Below are 18,587 nucleotides of genomic sequence, written 5' to 3'. Positions count from 1 at the left end.
GCGTTTCCTGACTCACCCTTCCGACGCTACCTGCCCGGTGCGGGGTTTCCGGCCACGATCTTCGTACGGTTCGGCGTCCGCTAGGCGCAGCCGCACTTGCGGAGGCTCGTCGCGAGGGCGTCGATCGCGTCGCGGCCCGGCTCGGTGTCGGAACCGTTGGACATGAACGCGAACACCAGCACCCGGCCGTCCTGGTCGAGGACCAGCCCGGCGAGGGTGTTCACCGCGGTCAGCGTGCCGGTCTTGGCCCGCACCCAGCCGCGGCCGGCCTGCGACGCGGCCGTGTCGAACCGCTTGTCGGCCAGGGTGCCCGAGCCGCCCGCGACCGGGAGGCCCGCCAGCACCGGGCGCAGCTTGGCGGTGTTCGGGTCCTTGCCCTCCTGCGCCGCGGCGGCCGCCAGGAGCTGGGTGAGCAGCCGCGCCGGGATGCGGTTCAGCGACGAGATGCCGCTGCCGTCGGACAGCGCGACACCCGAGACGTCGAAGCCGTGCTCCTTCAGCACCTTGATGGTCGCCCGGGCGCCACCGGCGTAGCTGGCCTCCTCGCCGTTGGCGAGCGCGACCTGCCGGGCGACCGCCTCGGCGAGGACGTCGTCGGACAGCTCCATCAGGTCGGACACCAGCTCGGTCAGCGGGGCCGACTTCACCTCGGCGACCACCTTCGCGTCCTTGGGCGCGGTCGCCTGGCCACCCGCCGAGGCCCCGAGCTTCGAGGCGATCGACTGGGCGAGCGCGCTGCCCGCGTTCGCCGTGCGCTGCGAGTTGTTGTCCTTGGGGTTGATGCGGCCGCCGTCGGCCATCACGGGCGCCATCTGCGTCGCGTACGTCGATGGCGCGTCGCCCGCCTCCCAGCCCGGCGCGGTCGTCGCGCCCTTGAACAGCGTCAGGTCGACCTGCACCTTCTTGACGCCCGGCACCGCCTTCTTGACCTGCGCGACGAGGTCGTCGACGTGCGCGGCCCCCGGGTACAGCGGGGAGTCGGTGCCCAGCGGCAGGTTGGTGAGGGTCGTGTCGCCGCCGCCGACCAGGATCACCGTGCCCGGGTCCGCGCCCTGCACGATCTTGGTCGGCAGGCGCAGGTTGTGGTCCAGGGAAAGCAGCGCGGCCGCGGACGTGAGCACCTTCGTCGTCGACGCGGGCGTTACCGGCGTCGAGGAGTTGCGGTCCCACAGGACGGTGCCGGTCACCGGGTCGATCACGCTGCCGGTGAGCTGGCCGAGCGCGCCGTTGCCGGCCGCCGAAGCGAGCGCGGCCTTGACGCCGTTCGCGGTCGGCGCCGTCCCGGAGGTGGCCGGCCCCTGCAGTTGCCGGGTGGCCGCCGGCGACGACGGCGGGTCGCCCTTGGGCGCGTTCGGCGCCCACGGCAGGGCCAGCCGATTCGCCACCTTCGGCGTCGCCGCGGCGACCCCGGCGCCGGCCAGCACCAGGAGGACGACCACGACGAGGGCGATCAGCTTGCCCTTGCGCCGCTTCTTCGGCGGCTCTTCGGCGGCGGGCGGCTCGGCCGGCGTCGGCGGCTGGTCGTTCCGGGGCGGTTCGCCGCGCTGCTGGGGCTGCTGCTGGAAGACGCCGGGGAACGAGGTCGGGCGTTCGATCCCGACGGTCGCCTCGGCGTCGAACCGCTGGCCGTCCGGCTCGATCCGCTGCGGCCGGGCCAGCGAGCCGGCGGACGCCGACGGCACCACCCCGCGCGGCGGCTCCGGCGGCAGCGCGGCCCGGCGGTCACCCGGCTCGGCCGGCCGGTCGCCGGTGCGGTCCTCCCGCAGCTCGATGCGCTGGCTCCACGGCTGCGGGGCTTCGGGCTCCTCGCGACGCTGTGCGGCCGCGCGGCTCAGCTGCTCTTCACGGCGCTGCTGCTCCTCGCGCCAGTGCTGCAGCTCTTCCCGCCACTGCTGCTGCGGCGGCTCCTCCGGCTTCGGTTCCTCCCGGGGCGGCACGTGACGCTCGACCGGCACCACCGGCACCGGCCCGGACGGCTTCACCTCGATGTACTGCGTGCTCTCCCCGGCCGGCTTCGGCTCGGGCGGCTCGACGTACTGCGTGCTCTCGCCGGAGGCCTCGGGCTCGAGTTCCGACTGCTCGACCCGGATGTACTGGGTGCTCTCTTCGGCGGGCTTCGCGGGCGCCGGCTGCGGGTCGGCCGGGGGCTGCGGCTTCTTCGGCTCGCGGCTGCCGAGGCGGTCGGCGAGGTCCTGCTTGGCCGGCGGCGGCGGGGCCGGCGGCTCCTCGGCCGGGGCGTTGAGGCCGGGGATCGGCTCGGGCGGGACGTTCGGCGCGAACCACGAGCCCTTGGGGGCTTCACTGCCTGTGACCTTGGGCACGCCGGGGCGGCCCGCGGCGGCCTCCGGCGGGTCCGGCAGCGCCATCGGAGTGGTCTCCCGCGCGCCGGACGACGAGCGGTCTTCGTCCGACGAAGGCCACATCGGCTGGTCGTTTTCCGGCACCCACCACTCCTTCTCACCTGCCCCGGGAGGGGCCAAGCTCACATGCCGTGTGGCCGACATCGATGCGGCCCCCCGGCAGGGCGTAGTCCACACTAGGAGACGTCAAGAGAGTCATGAAGGTTGCCGCCCGCGATGCGGGTATGCCCGGATCTACAAGAAGCAGCGAGGACGGCGTGGAGTTCGACGTCACGATCGAAATCCCCAAAGGGGAGCGCAACAAGTACGAGGTCGACCACAAGACCGGCCGCATCAAGCTGGACCGGACCCTGTTCACGGCCACGCAGTACCCGGCCGACTACGGGTTCATCGACGACACCCTCGGCCAGGACGGCGACCCGCTCGACGTGCTCGTCCTCGTCCAGGAGCCGACGTTCCCGGGCTGCCTGATCCGCTGCCGCGCGATCGGCATGTTCCGGATGACCGACGAGAAGGGCCCGGACGACAAGGTCCTCGCGGTCCCGACGAACGACCCGCGCCTGGAGCACCTGCGGGACATCCACCACCTGAACGAGTTCCACAAGCTGGAGATCCAGCACTTCTTCGAGGTCTACAAGGACCTCGAGCCCGGCAAGAGCGTCGAAGGCTCGACCTGGGTCGGCCGCGCCGAGGCCGAGAACGAGATCGCCCGCTCGTACGAGCGTGAGACCGACCGCCTGGCCAAGGAAGAAGCCAACGGGACCGGTCACTGAATCCACGAGAAAGGCCCCCTCGGGATCTCCCGAGGGGGCCTTTTTTCACGCGGTCAGTGCGCCAGGGCCAGTGCGGGAGCCTCTTCGGCCTCCGCGCGCTGCTCCATCGCCGACTTGTCCGACAGCGGCTTCTCCTTGAGGAACCACACGAGCGCGAAGCCGACGGTCAGCACGATCCCGCCGACCAGGAACACCGTGCTCATCGACTCGGCGAAGCCCTGCAGGATCGGCCGGGCCAGCGTCGGGTCCAGCGTCGACAGGAACGACGTGTCGTTGACGTCCAGGCCGCTCTGCATCTGCTTCGCGAACTCCGGGTGCTGAGCCAGCGCCGCCGTGTAGGCCGGTGTGGTCATCGCCGAGCGGATGGCGCTCGCGATCCGGTCGCCCACCGTGCCGAACAGGATCGACAGGAACACCGCGGTGCCCGCCGTGCCGCCGATCTGCCGGAAGAACGTCGCCGCCGAGGTGGCGACGCCGATGTCCTGCGGGCGGACGTCGTTGGTCGCGGCCAGCACCAGCGTCTGCATCGAGGCGCCGAGGCCGAGGCCAATCACGAAGGCGATCACCATGACCAGGGCCAGCGAGCTGTCGACGGTGATCGTGGACAGCGCGAACAGCGCCGCCGCCATCAGGCCGATCCCGGCCACCGCGAACATCTTGTACCGGCCGGTGGCCGCGATGATCCGGCCGCTGGTCAGGCTGGCGACCATGATGCCGAGCGTCAGCGGGAGCATCTGCAGGCCGGCCTGGGTCGGCGTCGCGCCCTTGACGATCTGCAGGTACAGCGGCAGCGACATCATCGCGCCGAACATCCCGGCACCCTGCACGACGGTGACGATCGTCGACATCCGGAACACCGGCCGCTTGAACAGGCGCAGCGGCAGCAGGGCGGCGTCGCCCATCCGGCGTTCGATCCAGACGAAGGCGGTGACGCCCAGCGCGCCGACGACGTACATCGCGATCGAAGCGGCGGAGCCCCAGCCCCACTCGCGGCCCTGCTCGGCGACGATCAGCAGCGGCACCAGGCCGGTGGCCAGCGCGACGGCACCCCAGTAGTCGACCTTCTGGTCCACGCGGGTGTGCGGCAGGTTCAGCACCTTCGTGACGACGACCAGCGCGGCGAGCGCGATCGGGACGTTGACCAGGAAGACCCAGCGCCAGCCGGTGATGCCGGCGAAGGTGTCGATGCCGGCGAAGAACCCGCCGACGACCGGCCCGGCCACGCTCGAGATGCCGAAGACGGCCATGAAGTAGCCCTGGTACTTGCTGCGTTCCCGCGGCGCGGTGATGTCGGTGATGATCGCCAGCGCGAGCGACATCAGGCCACCGGCGCCGAGCCCCTGGAAGGCGCGGAAGGCGGCGAGTTCGTACATCGACGTCGCCATGCCGCTGGCCAGCGAACCGACCAGGAACAGCGAGATCGCCGTGAGGTACATGGGCTTGCGGCCGTAGAGGTCGGACAGCTTGCCGTACAGCGGCGTCGAAAGCGTGGCGGTGATCAGGTAGGCGGTGGTGGCCCAGGCCTGCAGGGACAGGCCGTGGAGCTCGTCGGCGATGGTGCGCATCGAGCTCGACACGATGGTCTGGTCGAGCGCGGCGAGGAACATGCCGAGCATCAGCCCGGACAGCACGGTGAGGATCTGGCGGTGGGTCAGTTTGCCGTTCGTAGCGGCTGCTCCTTCCGCCGTGGTGGTGTCGCTCATGGGGTCTCCCTCGAAGTCCGCGTAGTTGCTTGTACCTCTCAACTACTTGTCTGAGCCAAGTATTCCCCGGGAAGCTTGTACCGTGCAATCAAATATTCTGTGACCCCGGTCTCGCGCCTCGCTTGACGGCCTTCGCGACCACGGTCACCTCGGCGGACGGCACATCGAGCCGCGTCACGAAGGCGTAGAGGTCACCGAGGTCGCGGCACCAGACGGCGGCCATCAGGTTCGTCACGCCGGTCGTGGCCAGGGTGCCGTGGACCATCGGGTGATCCGCCAGCGTCCGCCCGACCTCGTCGAGCCGTCCCGGCGGCACGGTCATCCAGACATTCGCGTCGATCTCGAGGCCCAGCGCGCGGACGTCGACGTTGGCGTAGGTCCGGATCCGCCCGGCCGCGGCCAGCCGGTCGAGCCGGCGGCGGACGGTCGACTCCGGGGTTTCGGGCGCCAGCTCTCCGGGACCGAGCCGGGCGTCGACGGCGAGGCGGGCGAGCAGCCGCCGGTCGAGTTCGTCGAGCGTGACGTCCACGCCGGGTGGCGGCGGGCTCAGGGCCGCGGCTTCGGCATCGGTGAGCAAACCGGTGCGCCACTGCGCCGCGTCGGAAAAGACGTGCAGGATCGAGTGCGCGCGCAGCTCGGTGACCGCGGACGTGGCGGGCAGCGCGTCGTGCACCAGCCGTCCGTCGAGCCCGCCGAGCGCGACCGCGCTGATTTCCTCGCCGCCGGCCAGGATGTCGACGAACAGGACGTCCTCGCGCTTGGCCAGGGCGTCGGCGATCACCGGCGTCCGGCCGCGAAGCACCTTCACGCGCAGGAGCATCGCGCCCCGCAGGCCGTGCCGGGGATCGGGAACGCAGACGACACCGAGCCGCCCGTCGGCCCTCAGGCGCGCGATCACGCGGGTGACCGTCCGCGGCGAGAGGCCGAGGACTTCGGCGATCCGGCTGGGACCGGCCCGGCCGTCGACCTGGAGGGCCGAAACCACTCGCTGTTCGATTTCGGTCAGACGCTGCATTGTGCAGTCCGCTTCCGCTCACTCTGCCGGGCTGGAGTACTCGGTTTCGCCGATCAGCTTAATCCTGGGCGCATGCTGAAACCGGTGCTCGACATCGTGGAAACCCTGGCCGCCGGCGTCCGTGCCCCGGACCGGCCACCCGCCTCCCTCGGGGAGCTCGGCGAGATCTTCTCGGCCATCGACGACCCGCTGGCGGCGGACCTCCGGGCCGCGCTCACCGGCCTCCGGCCCGGAGCGAAGTGGGCGGGCGAGTTCGACGAGCTCCCCGACGGCGAGGTCTGGGTGGTCGACGCCCTCGACGGCGCCGTCCAGCTCCTCCAGGGCCTCCCGCAGTACTGCCTCACCGTGACGCTCGTCCGCGACGGCGAGCCGGAGCTCGCGGTGCTGCACTCGCCGTGGTTGAAAGAGACCTACGCGGCGCAGCGGGGCGAAGGCGCCGAGAGGAACGGAACACCGATCGAGCCGTCACGGAAGAAGAGCCTCGAAGCAGCCGTCGCCGCGACCAGCCAGCCGCCGTTCATCGCGAAGCAGCCCGGTGTGGCCGAAGCAGCAGGCGCCTCGCTGACCGCAGTACTGCCGAAAGTCGCCGCGGTGCGGAACCTCGGGCCGACGTCCTGGCAGGTCGCCGACGTCGCCGCCGGCCGGCTGGACTTCTTCTGGCAGTACGGCACCGACGCCACCAACCTGGCCGGCGCCGCACTGGTCGCGCGTGCGGCCGGCGCGGTCGTCACCACCGCCGGCGGCGCCCCGTGGACGCCGTCGGACAGCAGCTTCGTCGCGGCCGCGCCGGCCCTGCACGCGCTGGTGCTGGACGCGCTGGCTCAGGCGGAGTAGCCCGGGATGGGGAACGGCGCCAGGAACTCGCGGATTTCCGCGGCGATCGTGTCCAGCGCGGCCTCCTCGGCCGCGGCGGCCGCGGTCACCGTGCGGTCGATCCACTCCGCCACCTGCACCTGGTCCTCCGGCTGGAGGCCGCGGGTGGTGATCGCGGACGTGCCGAGCCGGATGCCGGACGGGTCGAACGGCTTGCGCGGGTCGAACGGGACCGTGTTGTAGTTCAGCTCGATGCCCGCGCGGTCGAGGGCCTGCGCGGCCGGCTTGCCCGCGACCGCCTTGTTCGTCAGGTCGATCAGCAGCAGGTGGTTGTCCGTGCCGCCGGAGACCAGGTCGTACCCCTTCGCCAGCAGCGCGTCGGCCAGCGCCTTCGCGTTGGCGACGATCGTGTGCGCGTACTCGCTGAACGACGGCTGCTGCGCTTCCCCGAGCGCGACCGCGATCGCGGCGGTCGTGTGGTTGTGCGGGCCGCCCTGAAGACCCGGGAAGACCGCCTTGTCGACGGCCTTCGCGTGGTCGGCGTCGGACAGGATCATCGCGCCGCGCGGGCCGCGCAGGGTCTTGTGCGTGGTCGTCGTGATCACCTGCGCGTGCCCGACCGGCGACGGGTGCGCCCCGCCCGCGACCAGGCCGGCGATGTGCGCGATGTCGGCGACGAGCACCGCGTCGACCTCGCGGGCGATCTCGGCGAACGCCGGGAAGTCGATCGTGCGCGGGATCGCCGTGCCGCCGGCGAAGATGAGCTTCGGCCGGTGCTGGCGCGCGAGGTCGCGGACCTGGTCGAGGTCGACGCGGCCGGTCTCCTTCGCGACGCCGTAGCGCACCGGCGTGAACCACTTGCCGGTCGCCGATACGCTCCAGCCGTGCGTGAGGTGGCCGCCGTCCGGCAGCGCCATGCCGAGCACGGTGTCGCCCGGCTGCGCGAACGCCAGGTACACGGCCAGGTTCGCCGGCGACCCGGAGTACGGCTGGACGTTGGCGTGCTCGGCGCCGAAGACGGCCTTCGCCCGCTCGATCGCCAGCTGCTCGACCTGGTCGATGAACTGCTGGCCCTCGTAGTAGCGCTTGCCCGCGTAGCCCTCGGAGTACTTGTTCGTGAGCACGCTCCCGGTCGCCTCGAGCACGGCCTGCGAGACGTAGTTCTCCGACGCGATCAGGCGGATCTTGTCGTGCTGGCGCTTCGCTTCGTCCTCGACGAGCCCGGCGATGGCGGGGTCGGCGGCGGCGAGTGCGTTCAGTTTCGGCTGGTGTGTCATGGCGTACTCCGGCTCTGGAGTGGCCTTCACCCAGGCGCGCGGTGCCGGCCTCGTCGTCGCTTCCCGGTGGTGCTCCACCTCGATGGCGCCAGTCGCTGCTGCGGGAAACAGCCTAGTCCACGCCGCCGCGGGCCCGGCGGTGTTCGGCGCACCACTTGCGGGTGCACCCGGAGGTGCGGTCGCAGAACGGCCGCGCGCAGGTCGCGCAGCGCTTCACCCGCCGCCAGCCGCCGACGGTCACCAGTTCCGCGAGGCCCGCCGCGCCCGCGGCCAGCTCGCCGGTCTCCGCGAACGGCGTCACGTACACGATCCGCCACGCCACGCCGGTGTCGACGAGCCGCGGCCGCGCCCCGGCCTCCGCCAGCACGGCGTTGAGGCGGCGCGCGGCCGCGGGTTCGTCGGGCAGCTGCGCGGCGATGCCGCACAGCTGCGGATTTCCCTGGCGCAGCAACCGTTCCGCGACCCCGAGCTCGGGGTCGAGCGCGTGGAACGGCGGCACGACCGCGTGCTTGCGCACCTCAGTCGACGACCACGACGCCCATGGACCGGGCGGTGCCCGCGATCGTGCGCATCGCCGCCTCGACGTCGGAGGTGTTGAGGTCCGGCAGCTTGCGCTCGGCGATCTCGCGCAGCTGCTGCGTGGTCAGCTTCCCCGCGACCTCGTGCCCGGGCCGCGACGAACCCTTGTCCCCCAACGCCTTCTTGATGAGGAAGGACGTCGGGGGCGTCTTGAGCCGGAGCGCGAACGAGCGGTCCTCGAACACCGAGACGACCACCGGCACGATGTCGCCGCGCTGGCTCGCCGTGGCCGCGTCGTAGGCCTTCTTGAGCTCGACGAGGTTGATCCCGGTCTGCCCCAGCATCTTGCCGAGGTCGACGACCGGGGCGTTGCCCGCGGCGAGCTCGAGGGTGACCTGGTGGGTGAGTTTCTTCGGAGCCATGCCCCGAAGCTAGAGTCTCCAGTTACTGGAGGGTCAACTTCAATCCAGTGCCTCGACGCCGGCCTTGTGCCGCTTCGCCAGGTCCTGGTAGACGGCCGCGTTGTGCTCGACCCACAGCCGCGCGGAGTCGGTCAGCGGGACGAACTTCTTCGCCGGGCTGCCCATCGCGACCACCTCGGACGGCACCTCGGTGCCCGGCGTCACGGTGGCCCCGGCCGCGACCAGCGTCCGCTCGCCGATCTTGGCGTCGTCCAGCACGGTCGAGCCGTTCCCGATCAGCGCCTGCTCGCCGACCGTGCAGTCGTGCACCAGGCACTGGTGGCCGACGGTGACGTTCCGGCCGATCTCGCAGACCTTGCCGACGTTGACGTGCACGACCGAGTTGTCCTGGATGTTCGCGCCCTCCCGGACGACGATCTTGCCGAAGTCGGCGCGCAGCACGGCGCCGTACCAGACGGAGGCGTCCTTCTCGACGACGACGTCGCCGATGAGGGTGGCGGTGGGGGCGATCCAGGCGTCCGGGTGGACCTGCGGGCTGCGCCCTTCGAACGAGAACTGAGGCATGCCCGCACCCTAGACCGCGCAGGCCCCCTTCCCCGGTCCAGCGGGGAAGGGGGCCGTTCGCAGGCCGCGGCCGGGGCTGCTGGGGGTCAGCCGGTGATCGCGGCGTTGATCAGGATGTCCACGGCCTGGTCGTTGCGCGTGGTCTGCGGGCCGATCTGGGTGTCGCGCGGGTAGAAGCCCGGGCTGCTGCCCTTCGGGTACATCTCGAAGGTGAAGCTCCAGATCTTGTGCGTCGCCCACATCCAGTCGTTGACGCTGCCGTCGGTGATGTAGAGGTCGCTGGACTGCTCCGGCGTGTAGCCGTTGGTCGCGGCCATCTGCCGGCCGAGGGACTGGAACTTCTGCGCCTCGGCCGCGGTCAGGCCGGGCGCGGTGTCGGCGTAGGTGTAGCCGAACGGCCAGAGCACCAGCTCGGAGTAGGTGTGGAAGTCGATGTGCGTCTTGATCTGCTGGGTGCCGCCGACGACCCGCGAGTTCACCCAGTTCGAGACCGCGCGGGTCTCGGGCGCGGAGAACGCCGCCGTGCCGCGGTAGGTCTCGCTGGACGTCTGGCCCGACGAGCCGCCGCAGCAGCCCCACTTGTAGCCCCAATTGCGGTTGGTGTCGGTGCCGGGGCCCTGGCGGTTCTTGCGCCAGCTGCGGAACGTGCCGCCGGAGATGTCGTACTCGGAGCCGTCCGGGTTGACGCTCGGGACCACCCAGATCTCGGTGCTGTCGACCAGCCGCTTGATCGCGCTGTTGGTGGCGTACCCGCTGGTCAGCCGCTGGACGATGTGGAGGCACATCTCGGTGGTGAGGTGCTCGCGCGCGTGCTGGTTGCAGGTGAAGAGGACCTCGGGCTCGTTCTCGTCGGTGGCGGCGTTGTCGCTGATCTTGATGAGCGACAGGGCGCGGCCTTCGTACGAGTTGCCGGCGCTGCCGAGCTTGGTCAGCGACGGGTAGTTCGCGACGGCTTTCTGCAGCTCGGTCTGCGTTTCCGCGTAGGTGTGGTAGCCGGTGTAGCCGGCCGGGAAGTCCAGGACGGCCTCGGTCCCCTGCGGCCGGTTGACCTTGCCGAGCGCCTTGACGCCGAAGCCGTGCGCACGCAGCTGGGCCGCTTCGCCGGGGTTGGCGATGACGGTGGTCGTCGCGCCGTCGGCGTCGAGGATGTCCGCGCCGGTCCGCGCTATCACAGTGCGCTGCTGGGCGGTGGCGGCACCGGTCACCTCGTACACCTGCGGGCCGTCGGGCTGGGCGGCCCCGGCCTGGCCGCCGGTGGTGAGCACCAAGAGGGCGGCCGCGGCCGCTGCCATGCACGTTCGTGTGCGCATCACGTCTCCTGCTCTCGGGGGTTCCTCGACCTTGGCCGGAGCCGGACGTAGCGCACAATCCGGAGCAGTACGGATCTATTGGTGGTTTCTACCCGTAGTTCGCGAAGCAGAGCGCCTCGATGTCGGCACGCAGCGTGGCGAACGGCCGCGGGCGCACCCGCTGCTGGACGACCGTGCCCAGCAGGTACGACAGGAGCGCGCGGGCCCGGGCGCGCGGGTCGTCGACGTCGAGCGGGGCGAGGAGCTCGGCGAGCAGCTCGGTGAGCGAGGTCAGCATGACGTCGATGGCCTGCGGGTGCTGCGCGCGCCCGGCGGCGATCCAGTACTCGAACCAGAGGAAGGCGGCGTTCGGGTTCGCGGCGAAGACGCTCAGGTACTCCTCGAGGACGGCGAAGAGCCGCTCGCGGGGTTCGCCGTGCTTCGCGGCGACCTCGCGCAGGCCCGCGGCGAAGGCGGTGATGTGCGCCGCCATCGCCCGATCGATGAGGACGTCGATGTCGGCGAAGTAGTAGTGGATCGCGCTCTTGGTGAGCGGGCCGGCGTCGGCGATGGCCCGGACGGTGCACCCGGCGAGCCCGTCGCGGGCGAGCACGACGCGGGCGGCTTCGACGATCTGTTCCTGCTTGGCCAGCTGGTTCGGCGAGAGCTGCTCGCTGCGGCCGGGGACTGCGCTCACGGTGATTCTCGTTACCTTCTTCCTGGACGCCGGACCCCAAACCCTAGGGCAGACGTCGTGTGGGTGGCTTTCGGGTGAAAAACCGGATTGGCCACCCCGCTCCGCGCAGCGGACAATGCCCGGCATGGTGATCTCAGGGGACAAGGGGCTCAGCCCGGCTGCGCGCAGCCAGCTGGAGAAGGAAATCGCGAACTTGCGCGCGCAGCGGGAAGCCCTCGCGCCGCAACCCGGCGAGCAGGAACGCACCGGGGACGCGGCGGACCAGGCGGACGTGATCGACCGGGCGGAGGCCGCGGCCCGCCTCGACCGCCAGATCGCCGACCTGGCGGCCAAGATGGAACACGGCGGCTACGGCAACAGCCAGCTCCCGGACGGCACGGTGGTCTCCCTGCGCTTCTCCGACGGAGACGAAGAGACGTTCCAGGTGGTGACGGTCCCGGGCGAGGACGCGGACGCGATCACCTCGGACAGCCCCCTGGGCCTGGCCCTGGTCGGCGCCAAAGCGGGCGACGAGATCACCTATCGAACCCCCCGCGGCGACGCCACGGCCACGGTGGTGAAGCTGACCCCGCCGAAGTAGGCAGGTCGCCGTCCGAGGGGTCCAGGCCCTTCGGACGGCCTCAGGCCTGCACCGGGTAGTGGAGGACGACGGCACCCCCGGTGGCGTAGTTGGCCACATCGGCGGCGACCTGAAGGCCTTGAGGCGACTCCCGCGCGGCGGTCATCGCCGCGGCATCGGCGAAGTCGGCTTCGAAGATCGCGAAGTACGGAGACTGCCCCCGCGTCGCGGCCACGTCGAAGCTGTACCGCCACGCGAGCAGCCCGGGCATCCGAGCGACCAGCGGCAGGTGGTGGGTGACGTAGTACTCGCGGAAGTGCGCGGGATCGGCGGGCTCGGGATACAGGACCACCATCTTGTGCAAGAGAACCTCCATCCAGCGGCCACTCACTTCGACCCTCACCAGACGAGTCAGGCCCCACCCGAGATGTCTCGGACGGGGCCTGATTTCACTGAGCCGCCTAGGGGAATCGAACCCCTGACCTATTCATTACGAGTGAATCGCTCTGGCCGACTGAGCTAAGGCGGCGTGTCTCCGGCTTCCGCTGGCGACGTCGACAAGTGTAGCGGAAGCTGTGCGCGTCACTTTCCGGGGGGATCGTCGTTAAGGCCCTATGACGCCGGTCTCACTCCCCGGCCGACCCCACTTGGAGGCTCTGGCACATGCGGCGAAGACTGCCCCGCTCGGCGGCCCTGCCGGCGGCTGCTGCGTTGCTCCTGCTCAGCGCGGCGCCGGCGATGGCCGATCCGACCTATCCGACGACGCCGATTCCGCAGCCGGCGCATCCGGGGCAGGCGCCCATCTCCGCGCCGATCGGGCCGCAGCCGCTGGGGCAGGCCGTCGGGGATGCCGGGACCGCTCTCGGGATCATCCGGCTGCTGCCCAACGCCGTGCCCACCAGCACCATTCTCCCCGGGTTCGGGCAGACGCTGCCGAAGCAGTCCGCGCTCGAGGCCGGGATGGGCCTGTCGAGCGCGTCGGCGAACTCGGACGCCTACCTGAGCTACGAGAAGGCCATCGCGCAGGCCTCGCCGTTCGGGCTGTCCATCGGCGGAAACGCGCCGCAGACGCCGGGTAGCGTCGTGCAGACCGCGTTGCCCGACAACCCGCAGCCGATCACCGGTGGCCTCAACGCGCCGTCGAACCCGCTGCTGAACGTGGGCCTGCTCAACGGGAGCGCGCACGCGCGGTGGAGCGACTCGCTCGGCCCGTGCGTCGACACCATCGCCGACGCCAGCACGTCGGTGGCCAGCCTGTCGCTCCTGAACGTCGTGCCGTCGATGCCGAACCTCGGCCTGGACGCGCTGAAGCCGAAGCTCGACCCGAGCTCGCTGGCGAGCGGGTTCGACCTGACCAAGGGCCTGCAGAGCCTCGGCGGCCTGCTGCAGGGCGGCGGGCAGACGGCCGCGGACGGCAACGGCTCGCTGCTGAGCCTGCCGAACACGCTGTCGTCGCGGTCGCAGGTGAAGCTGGTCGACATCCCGGGGTCGAAGAACAAGGCCGTCCAGTCGACATCAACGCTGCAGGCCGCGGACATCGAAATCCTCAAGGGCACGCCGTTGGCGCTGAGCATCAAGGTCGCCAGCCAGCCGACGCTCAAGGTGACCTCCACCGGCGACGCGAAGACGTCCAAGGTCGAGTACACCGCGCCGGTCCTGACCATCGCCGCCGGCGGGAAGACGCTCTACACGCTCGACGCGGCGCACCCGACCAAGGACATCCCGATCGGGCTGCCGCTGAAGCCGCTGAGCGACCAATTCGGCAAGCTCAAGGATCTGCCCGTTGTCGGCGGTCTCCTGGCGCCTCTCGAAGGTCCGGTCCAGCAGGTGGGAACCACCGCGGGCACCGTGCTCGACCTCGGCGTGCTGCGGCTGAGCATCGCCGGGCTGGACCAGAAGTCGGCGAACATGACCACGCCGTTCAAGGGGTTCCAGCTGGGTGCGTCGGCGCGGATGTTCGACCTGCAGCTGCTGCCGACGACCAAGCTCAAGAGCCTGCTGCCGGACGACCAGGCGAAGAACCTGCCGTCGTCGCTGGCCCAGCTCTCGCTCGGCGAGCAGATCGCCCGGGCGTACGCGCCGACCGGCGGCGTGATCTGCGGGACGGCGTCGACACCGCCGCCCGCGGGTGGTGAGGCGCCGAAGGGGCCGGTGAAGAACCTGGCCTACACCGGCGGTGCGTACGACACCGTGCCGCTGTTCTGGACGGGCACCGCGATGCTGCTGCTCGGCGTGGTCATGGTGGCCGCGATGCCGGGCGGACGGCGGCGCCCGCTGGCCGTGGCCGTCGAAGAGAAGCCGTTCAAACCCTCGCCGCGTCCGCGCGAGTGACCCGAGGGGTGTGAAGGAGCCCGCCAGGTACGCCTGGCGGGCTCCTTCGTGTTCAGCCTTGGCGAAGCGTCGTGACCATCGCCTCGACGGCGATGCGCGGCTTCACGTTCAGCTCGATCGCCTCGCGGCACTCCAGCACGGCTTCGAGCCGGCGCAGCGTCGACTCCGTCGTCCACGACGACGCTGCTTCGCGGATCTGGTCGGCGTGGTCCGGGTGGTTGAGCGTCGCGCCGGAGTGGGTCGCCGTCACCAGGACGTCGCGGTAGAAGCCGGCGAGGTCGACCAGCGCGAGGTCGAGCGTGTCGCGCTGGGTTCGGGTCGCGCGGGACTTCTGCTTCTTCTCCAGCTGCTTGACCGCGGCTTCGGCGGCTCGCTTGGCGCCCGCGACGCCCTTGCCGACGCCGTCACCGCCCATCGCTGTCCGCAGCTCGTTGCGCTCGTCCTCGTCGCGGGCCTTGCTGGCCTCGCCCGCGTCCGCCTCGGCCGCGCTGATCAGCTGGTCGGCGCAGGTGAAGACGTCGCTCATCCGGCGGAGGCCGAGCGGGATCCGCAGCACGGTGGCCCGGCGCTGCCGCGCGGCCTCGTCGGTGGCGAGCCGGCGCGCGCGGCCGACGTGGCCGCCGCACACCGAAGCGGCCCACTGCGCGCGTTCGGCGTCGACGTGGTCGCGGCGCATCAGCACGTCCGCGATCGCCTCCGGTGGCGGCGTCCGGAGCGTCACCAGGCGGCAGCGCGAGCGGATCGTCACCGAGACGTCTTCGGGGTGGTCCGACGGCGCGCACAGCAGGAACACCGTGCGGTCCGGCGGCTCCTCGACGGCCTTCAGCAGGGCGTTCGACGCGCCTTCGGTGAGCCTGTCCGCGTCCTCGATGATCACGACCTGCCAGTTGCCGGTCGTCGGGCGCCGTGCGGCCGCCTGGACCAGCGCGCGCATCTCGGCGACCGAGATCGACAGGCCTTCCGGCACCACGAGCCGGACGTCGGCGTGCGTGCCCGCCATCGTCGTGTGACAGCCGGGGCAGGCGTCGCAGCCGGTGCCGGTGCTGCACTGCAGGGCCGCGGCGAACGTCCGCGCGGCGACCGAGCGGCCGGAGCCGGGCGGGCCGGTGAGCAGCCAGGCGTGCGTCATCGCGCCGGGCGGCGCCGGTTCGCCGGCGACGATCTTGGCGGCGGCCGAAGCGGCCGCGCTCAGCGTTTCGACCGCGGGTTCCTGGCCGACCAGCTGGTTCCAGACGCCGATGCGTTCGGTCGTCGTCACTTCGCCTCCACGCGAGGCTCTTCCGGGGTCTCGATGGGGAGGGTGTCCAGCGGGAGCGTCACCGGCTTCTCCGTCGTCGGCGCCAGCGCGGCCAGCCGTCCGACGAACACGGCGCGCAGCGCGGTGCGGATGCGCTCGGCGACCTCGACGTCGGTACCGTCGGCATCGATCACGACGTACCGGTCCGGGTCGGCCGCGGCCATCTCGGTGAGCAGGTGCTGGACGCGCCACTGGTCGTTCATCGCGGCCGACTTGTCGCGCGGGGCCCCGTTCGGGGCGGCGTCCAGCAGGATGGTCAGGTCCGGGCGCAGCCGGCCGGTCGCCCAGTCGGCGAGGCCTTCGAGCTCGTCGCTGTCGAGCCCGGCGACGGCGGACAGGTGCGCCAGCGGCGAGTCGACGAACCGCTCCATCACGACCACCGAGCCGGCGTCCAGCGCGGGCTGGACGTGCCGCTCCACGATGTCGGCCCGCACCGCGGCGGCGGCCAGCGCCTGGGCACGCGCACCGGTGAGCGAGGCGCCGGAGACGAGCGCGGTGAGCCGCTGGTCGTCGAGCGCGGGGTCGGCGGCGACGACGACCGGCCGGGTGCCGCCGCGCATCCAGTCGGCGAGGTTGACGGCCTGGATGGCGGTGTTGATCGCGGTGGTGCCCTCGACGGCGATGAGGAAGCCGTTGACGCGCCGCGGCGAGCGGCGCAGCGCGTTGCGCAGGTCGGCGAGGATCGGCTCGGTGCGCTTGTCGTCCATCTGCCGGTAGGCGAAGAGCCCGGCGACCAGCGCGATCGTGGCGCCGCCGAGCATCACCGGGCGCGTGCCGTCGATGGTGAGCGGGTTGCCCCAGACGGTGATCGTGTTCCGCTGCACCGCGCCGACGAGCAGCGGCACGGTGACCGTGGTGCCGAACAGCACCAGCTTCATCATCAGCTGGTAGATCGCGTTGATCCGGCCACGGATGGCGTCCTCGACGCGCGAGCCGATGATCGTCACGCCGGTCAGGAACGCGGTGCCGGCGCAGATGCCGACCAGCACCACAGTGATCAGCGAGATGGTCAGGTGCGGGGACAGCGCCACGAGGGCGAGCGAGATCGCGGCCGCGACGATCGAGAGGCCGAACAGCCGGTCGTGCGGGAGCCGGCGGGCGAGCTTGGGCGCGAAGACCATGCCGGTGGCGAGGCCGAGGAAGACGGCGAGGACGAGCAGGCTGAACGCGGAGTCACCGGCCCCCAGGCTGGAGGAGTACGGCTTGGCCGAACCGATCACGGCGCCGCCGGCGACGAACGCGCCGAACGCGCCCACCAGCAGCCCGCGCACGAGTGGTGTGCTGCGGATGAACCGGAAGCCGTCGGCGATCATCGCGCCGATGCCGAGCTTTTCCTCGTCGGCCTGCTTGACCTTCTGCTCCGGTGTCGCGTGGACGTTGCGCAGCGAGAGTTCGGGGATCCGCGTGGCGATGAGGATCGCGCTCGCCAGGTAGAGCAGGCCGGTGATGATGACGACCAGTTTGGCGATGTTGAGGCTCGGGTCGCCGGGGAACAGGTGGAACGTCGTGTTGACGCCGGTGATGACCGCGTTCGCGCCGGCCGCGGTGATGACGGCGAGGCCGTAGGTCATCACCATGCCGAGCTGGTTGGCCGTCTCGACCTGGTCGGGCCGGCGGAGCAGGTTCGGGACCGCGGCCTCTTTCGAGGGGATCCACATGCTGGAGGCGCAGCCGACGAGGAAGTTGCCGGCGAGCAGCCACCAGGGCGCGCTGACGATCGCGATGGACAGCAGGAAGCCGCACCGCAGCAGGTCGGCGACGACCATGACCTTGCGGCGGTCGAACCGGTCCGCGAGCAGCCCGCCGACCGGGGCGAACAGCAGCCCCGGCGCCAGGCCGGTCAGGACGACGCCGACGAAGGCGAAGTTCTGCGCGAAGTAGTTGTCGGTGAGCTTCGTGGCCAGGCCGGTGAGGGCCAGGATGTTCAGCCAGTCGGCCACGCTGCACAGGTACGTGACGCCCCACAGGCGCCGGAACGGTTTGATCGCCAGTACCCGCCGGACCCGGTTGATCGTGGACGCCTCGGCGCCCGACGACGCACCCGGGCCGGCCCCGGGTACCGATCGCACGCCCTCGCTGATACGCCCACCCCACTAGTCACCGCGGTGCCGGGAGGGACCCGACCGTGAAGCCAGGGTAGCCCGATCGGCGTCTGGCGCGCGGGACGGCCCCGTGGTGCGAGGCGGGCGAGGGCGCTAGTCGAACAGCCCCGTCACGCTGCTGACCAGGCTCGAAACCATCTCGATGGCGACGAACCCGAACACGATCAGCAAGGCGACGGCGAGCATGACCCCGGCCGCGCTCGACGACGGCCGGTTGAACGCCGGCATCGACACCGAAGGCATCCTCGGCAGCCGCCGCCGCTTGACGGGCACGAGCTCGACGTCGTCGAGGTCTTCATCGGCCAGCGGCTCCTGCCGCACGGGCCGCATGATCTGCGGCGGCCTCGTCGGCCAGGTGCGCCGCCGTGTTCGCTGCCTCGGGAGCAGGCCCAACGGCTGGCCCTGGTTCAAGGTGCCGGCCGGCGGGACCGCCTCGGGCGCCTTGTCCTCGCGGAGCGTCTCCTCGACCATCCGCCGCACGGCTTCCTCGTCCGGCTGCACCGGCCCGGCCACCGGGATGGCGATGGGCTCGTGGCCATTCGGGACCGCGGTGCGCGGCTCGGGCGACGCCGTGACCAGCCCGGAGACCGGGTCCGCGAACATCTCGCCAGGTGCTTCGGACAGTGTGCCGTCGCGCTGAGTGAGCTCGGGGGCATTGAAGAAGGGAGCCTCACCGTTCGCGCTCATGGTGACCACCTCACTACTGAATGTCCTCGCCTTTCCAGGGTAGCGACGCTGGCGGATAACGCATCCGCCCAATGGCTCTGTCTCCAGTGGATGGTCGGTCACGCAGCGCAAGCCCGCACCCGAACCTCCTGAAGTGTCCAGTCCGACGGTCACCAGGTCGACCGCTGCTGGTGACAGAT

At 71.2% G+C, this 18,587-nt stretch carries 17 protein-coding genes, 1 tRNA gene and 1 riboswitch; of the genes, 4 read left to right on the top strand and 14 right to left on the bottom strand.

Features of this window, described 5'->3' with window-relative positions; translation table 11 throughout:
* Nucleotides 1-80 precede the first annotated feature (80 nt).
* Nucleotides 81-2,444, bottom strand: coding sequence for a D-alanyl-D-alanine carboxypeptidase/D-alanyl-D-alanine endopeptidase (gene dacB / locus ACWEF6_RS22380; RefSeq protein WP_449684723.1), 2,364 nt, complete (start codon nt 2,442-2,444; stop codon nt 81-83).
* Between the two features lie 173 nt (nt 2,445-2,617).
* Between dacB and ACWEF6_RS22375 the strand changes: the two genes are divergently transcribed.
* Nucleotides 2,618-3,133, top strand: coding sequence for an inorganic diphosphatase (locus ACWEF6_RS22375; protein ID WP_449684722.1), 516 nt, complete (start codon nt 2,618-2,620; stop codon nt 3,131-3,133).
* Nucleotides 3,134-3,186: 53 nt separating this feature from the next.
* Here ACWEF6_RS22375 and ACWEF6_RS22370 read toward each other — a convergent pair whose 3' ends face one another.
* Both ACWEF6_RS22370 and ACWEF6_RS22365 read right to left on the bottom strand, forming a co-directional pair.
* A complete protein-coding gene (locus ACWEF6_RS22370; protein WP_449684721.1) occupies nt 3,187-4,836 on the bottom strand; it encodes an MDR family MFS transporter in 1,650 nt (549 codons plus the stop codon).
* Between the two features lie 88 nt (nt 4,837-4,924).
* On the bottom strand, nt 4,925-5,851 hold the full coding sequence (locus ACWEF6_RS22365; RefSeq protein ID WP_449684720.1) for an Lrp/AsnC family transcriptional regulator: 927 nt from the start codon (nt 5,849-5,851) through the stop codon (nt 4,925-4,927).
* 72 nt (nt 5,852-5,923) lie between these two features.
* Here ACWEF6_RS22365 and ACWEF6_RS22360 point away from each other — a divergent pair, with 72 nt between their 5' ends.
* The gene (locus ACWEF6_RS22360) at nt 5,924-6,685 is read left to right on the top strand and encodes an inositol monophosphatase family protein (protein ID WP_449684719.1); all 762 of its coding nucleotides are present in this window, start codon (nt 5,924-5,926) and stop codon (nt 6,683-6,685) included.
* Here the strand turns inward: ACWEF6_RS22360 and ACWEF6_RS22355 are convergent.
* From ACWEF6_RS22355 to ACWEF6_RS22330, 6 genes are all read right to left on the bottom strand, one after another.
* Nucleotides 6,673-7,941, bottom strand: coding sequence for a serine hydroxymethyltransferase (locus tag ACWEF6_RS22355; protein ID WP_449684718.1), 1,269 nt, complete (start codon nt 7,939-7,941; stop codon nt 6,673-6,675). The two genes, ACWEF6_RS22360 and ACWEF6_RS22355, sit on opposite strands and share 13 nt — an antisense overlap.
* A 21-nt stretch (nt 7,942-7,962) precedes the next feature.
* Nucleotides 7,963-8,047, bottom strand: a riboswitch (ZMP/ZTP riboswitch).
* Nucleotides 8,048-8,053: 6 nt separating this feature from the next.
* Nucleotides 8,054-8,458, bottom strand: a complete 405-nt coding sequence (locus ACWEF6_RS22350; RefSeq protein WP_449684717.1) for a hypothetical protein — start codon at nt 8,456-8,458, stop codon at nt 8,054-8,056.
* A 1-nt stretch (nt 8,459) separates the two neighbouring features.
* A complete protein-coding gene (gene rplK / locus ACWEF6_RS22345; RefSeq protein ID WP_449684716.1) occupies nt 8,460-8,882 on the bottom strand; it encodes a 50S ribosomal protein L11 in 423 nt (140 codons plus the stop codon).
* A gap of 39 nt (nt 8,883-8,921) precedes the next feature.
* A complete protein-coding gene (locus ACWEF6_RS22340; RefSeq protein WP_449684715.1) occupies nt 8,922-9,446 on the bottom strand; it encodes a gamma carbonic anhydrase family protein in 525 nt (174 codons plus the stop codon).
* An 86-nt stretch (nt 9,447-9,532) separates the two neighbouring features.
* Nucleotides 9,533-10,738 (bottom strand): M14 family metallopeptidase, encoded by a 1,206-nt coding sequence (locus ACWEF6_RS22335; protein ID WP_449684740.1) that lies wholly within the window; start codon nt 10,736-10,738, stop codon nt 9,533-9,535.
* Between the two features lie 106 nt (nt 10,739-10,844).
* On the bottom strand, nt 10,845-11,432 hold the full coding sequence (locus ACWEF6_RS22330) for a TetR/AcrR family transcriptional regulator (RefSeq protein ID WP_086853331.1): 588 nt from the start codon (nt 11,430-11,432) through the stop codon (nt 10,845-10,847).
* Between the two features lie 124 nt (nt 11,433-11,556).
* Between ACWEF6_RS22330 and ACWEF6_RS22325 the strand changes: the two genes are divergently transcribed.
* Nucleotides 11,557-12,012, top strand: a complete 456-nt coding sequence (locus ACWEF6_RS22325) for a GreA/GreB family elongation factor (RefSeq protein ID WP_310969099.1) — start codon at nt 11,557-11,559, stop codon at nt 12,010-12,012.
* 40 nt (nt 12,013-12,052) lie between these two features.
* On the opposite strand, the gene ACWEF6_RS22320 is transcribed toward ACWEF6_RS22325, so the two are convergent.
* Both ACWEF6_RS22320 and ACWEF6_RS22315 read right to left on the bottom strand, forming a co-directional pair.
* Entirely contained in the window at nt 12,053-12,346 is a 294-nt protein-coding gene (locus ACWEF6_RS22320) for an EthD family reductase (protein ID WP_449684739.1), read from the bottom strand.
* Between the two features lie 100 nt (nt 12,347-12,446).
* Nucleotides 12,447-12,520 (bottom strand) — tRNA-Thr (locus tag ACWEF6_RS22315).
* A 134-nt stretch (nt 12,521-12,654) separates the two neighbouring features.
* Between ACWEF6_RS22315 and ACWEF6_RS22310 the strand changes: the two genes are divergently transcribed.
* Nucleotides 12,655-14,322 (top strand): hypothetical protein, encoded by a 1,668-nt coding sequence (locus tag ACWEF6_RS22310; protein ID WP_449684714.1) that lies wholly within the window; start codon nt 12,655-12,657, stop codon nt 14,320-14,322.
* 52 nt (nt 14,323-14,374) lie between these two features.
* Here the strand turns inward: ACWEF6_RS22310 and ACWEF6_RS22305 are convergent, their stop codons facing one another.
* The 3 genes from ACWEF6_RS22305 to ACWEF6_RS22295 all read right to left on the bottom strand — a co-directional run bounded on the left by ACWEF6_RS22305 (nt 14,375) and on the right by ACWEF6_RS22295 (nt 18,408).
* Nucleotides 14,375-15,580, bottom strand: a complete 1,206-nt coding sequence (locus ACWEF6_RS22305; protein WP_449684713.1) for a DNA polymerase III subunit delta' — start codon at nt 15,578-15,580, stop codon at nt 14,375-14,377.
* Entirely contained in the window at nt 15,577-17,688 is a 2,112-nt protein-coding gene (locus ACWEF6_RS22300) for a bifunctional MFS transporter/dTMP kinase (protein ID WP_449684712.1), read from the bottom strand. The genes ACWEF6_RS22305 and ACWEF6_RS22300 overlap by 4 nt, the downstream gene beginning before the upstream one ends.
* Before the next feature lie 126 nt (nt 17,689-17,814).
* Nucleotides 17,815-18,408, bottom strand: coding sequence for a hypothetical protein (locus ACWEF6_RS22295; RefSeq protein WP_449684711.1), 594 nt, complete (start codon nt 18,406-18,408; stop codon nt 17,815-17,817).
* Nucleotides 18,409-18,587 lie beyond the last annotated feature (179 nt).

The sequence above is a fragment of the Amycolatopsis sp. NPDC004772 genome, assembly GCF_053601215.1.
Note: the sequence above shows the minus strand (reverse complement) of the source record. Positions and strands in the feature narration are given on the sequence as shown.

Bases quoted from the DNA above. Each gene is read 5' to 3' on its own strand.
- ACWEF6_RS22370 (WP_449684721.1), bottom strand. From the start codon at position 4,836: ATGAGCGACACCACCACGGCGGAAGGAGCAGCCGCTACGAACGGCAAA.
- ACWEF6_RS22365 (WP_449684720.1), bottom strand. From the start codon at position 5,851: ATGCAGCGTCTGACCGAAATCGAACAGCGAGTGGTTTCGGCCCTCCAG.
- ACWEF6_RS22360 (WP_449684719.1), top strand. From the start codon at position 5,924: ATGCTGAAACCGGTGCTCGACATCGTGGAAACCCTGGCCGCCGGCGTC.
- ACWEF6_RS22355 (WP_449684718.1), bottom strand. From the start codon at position 7,941: ATGACACACCAGCCGAAACTGAACGCACTCGCCGCCGCCGACCCCGCC.
- rplK (WP_449684716.1), bottom strand. From the start codon at position 8,882: ATGGCTCCGAAGAAACTCACCCACCAGGTCACCCTCGAGCTCGCCGCG.
- ACWEF6_RS22340 (WP_449684715.1), bottom strand. From the start codon at position 9,446: ATGCCTCAGTTCTCGTTCGAAGGGCGCAGCCCGCAGGTCCACCCGGAC.
- ACWEF6_RS22335 (WP_449684740.1), bottom strand. From the start codon at position 10,738: ATGGCAGCGGCCGCGGCCGCCCTCTTGGTGCTCACCACCGGCGGCCAG.
- ACWEF6_RS22325 (WP_310969099.1), top strand. From the start codon at position 11,557: ATGGTGATCTCAGGGGACAAGGGGCTCAGCCCGGCTGCGCGCAGCCAG.
- ACWEF6_RS22320 (WP_449684739.1), bottom strand. From the start codon at position 12,346: ATGGTGGTCCTGTATCCCGAGCCCGCCGATCCCGCGCACTTCCGCGAG.
- ACWEF6_RS22310 (WP_449684714.1), top strand. From the start codon at position 12,655: ATGCGGCGAAGACTGCCCCGCTCGGCGGCCCTGCCGGCGGCTGCTGCG.
- ACWEF6_RS22295 (WP_449684711.1), bottom strand. From the start codon at position 18,408: ATGAGCGCGAACGGTGAGGCTCCCTTCTTCAATGCCCCCGAGCTCACT.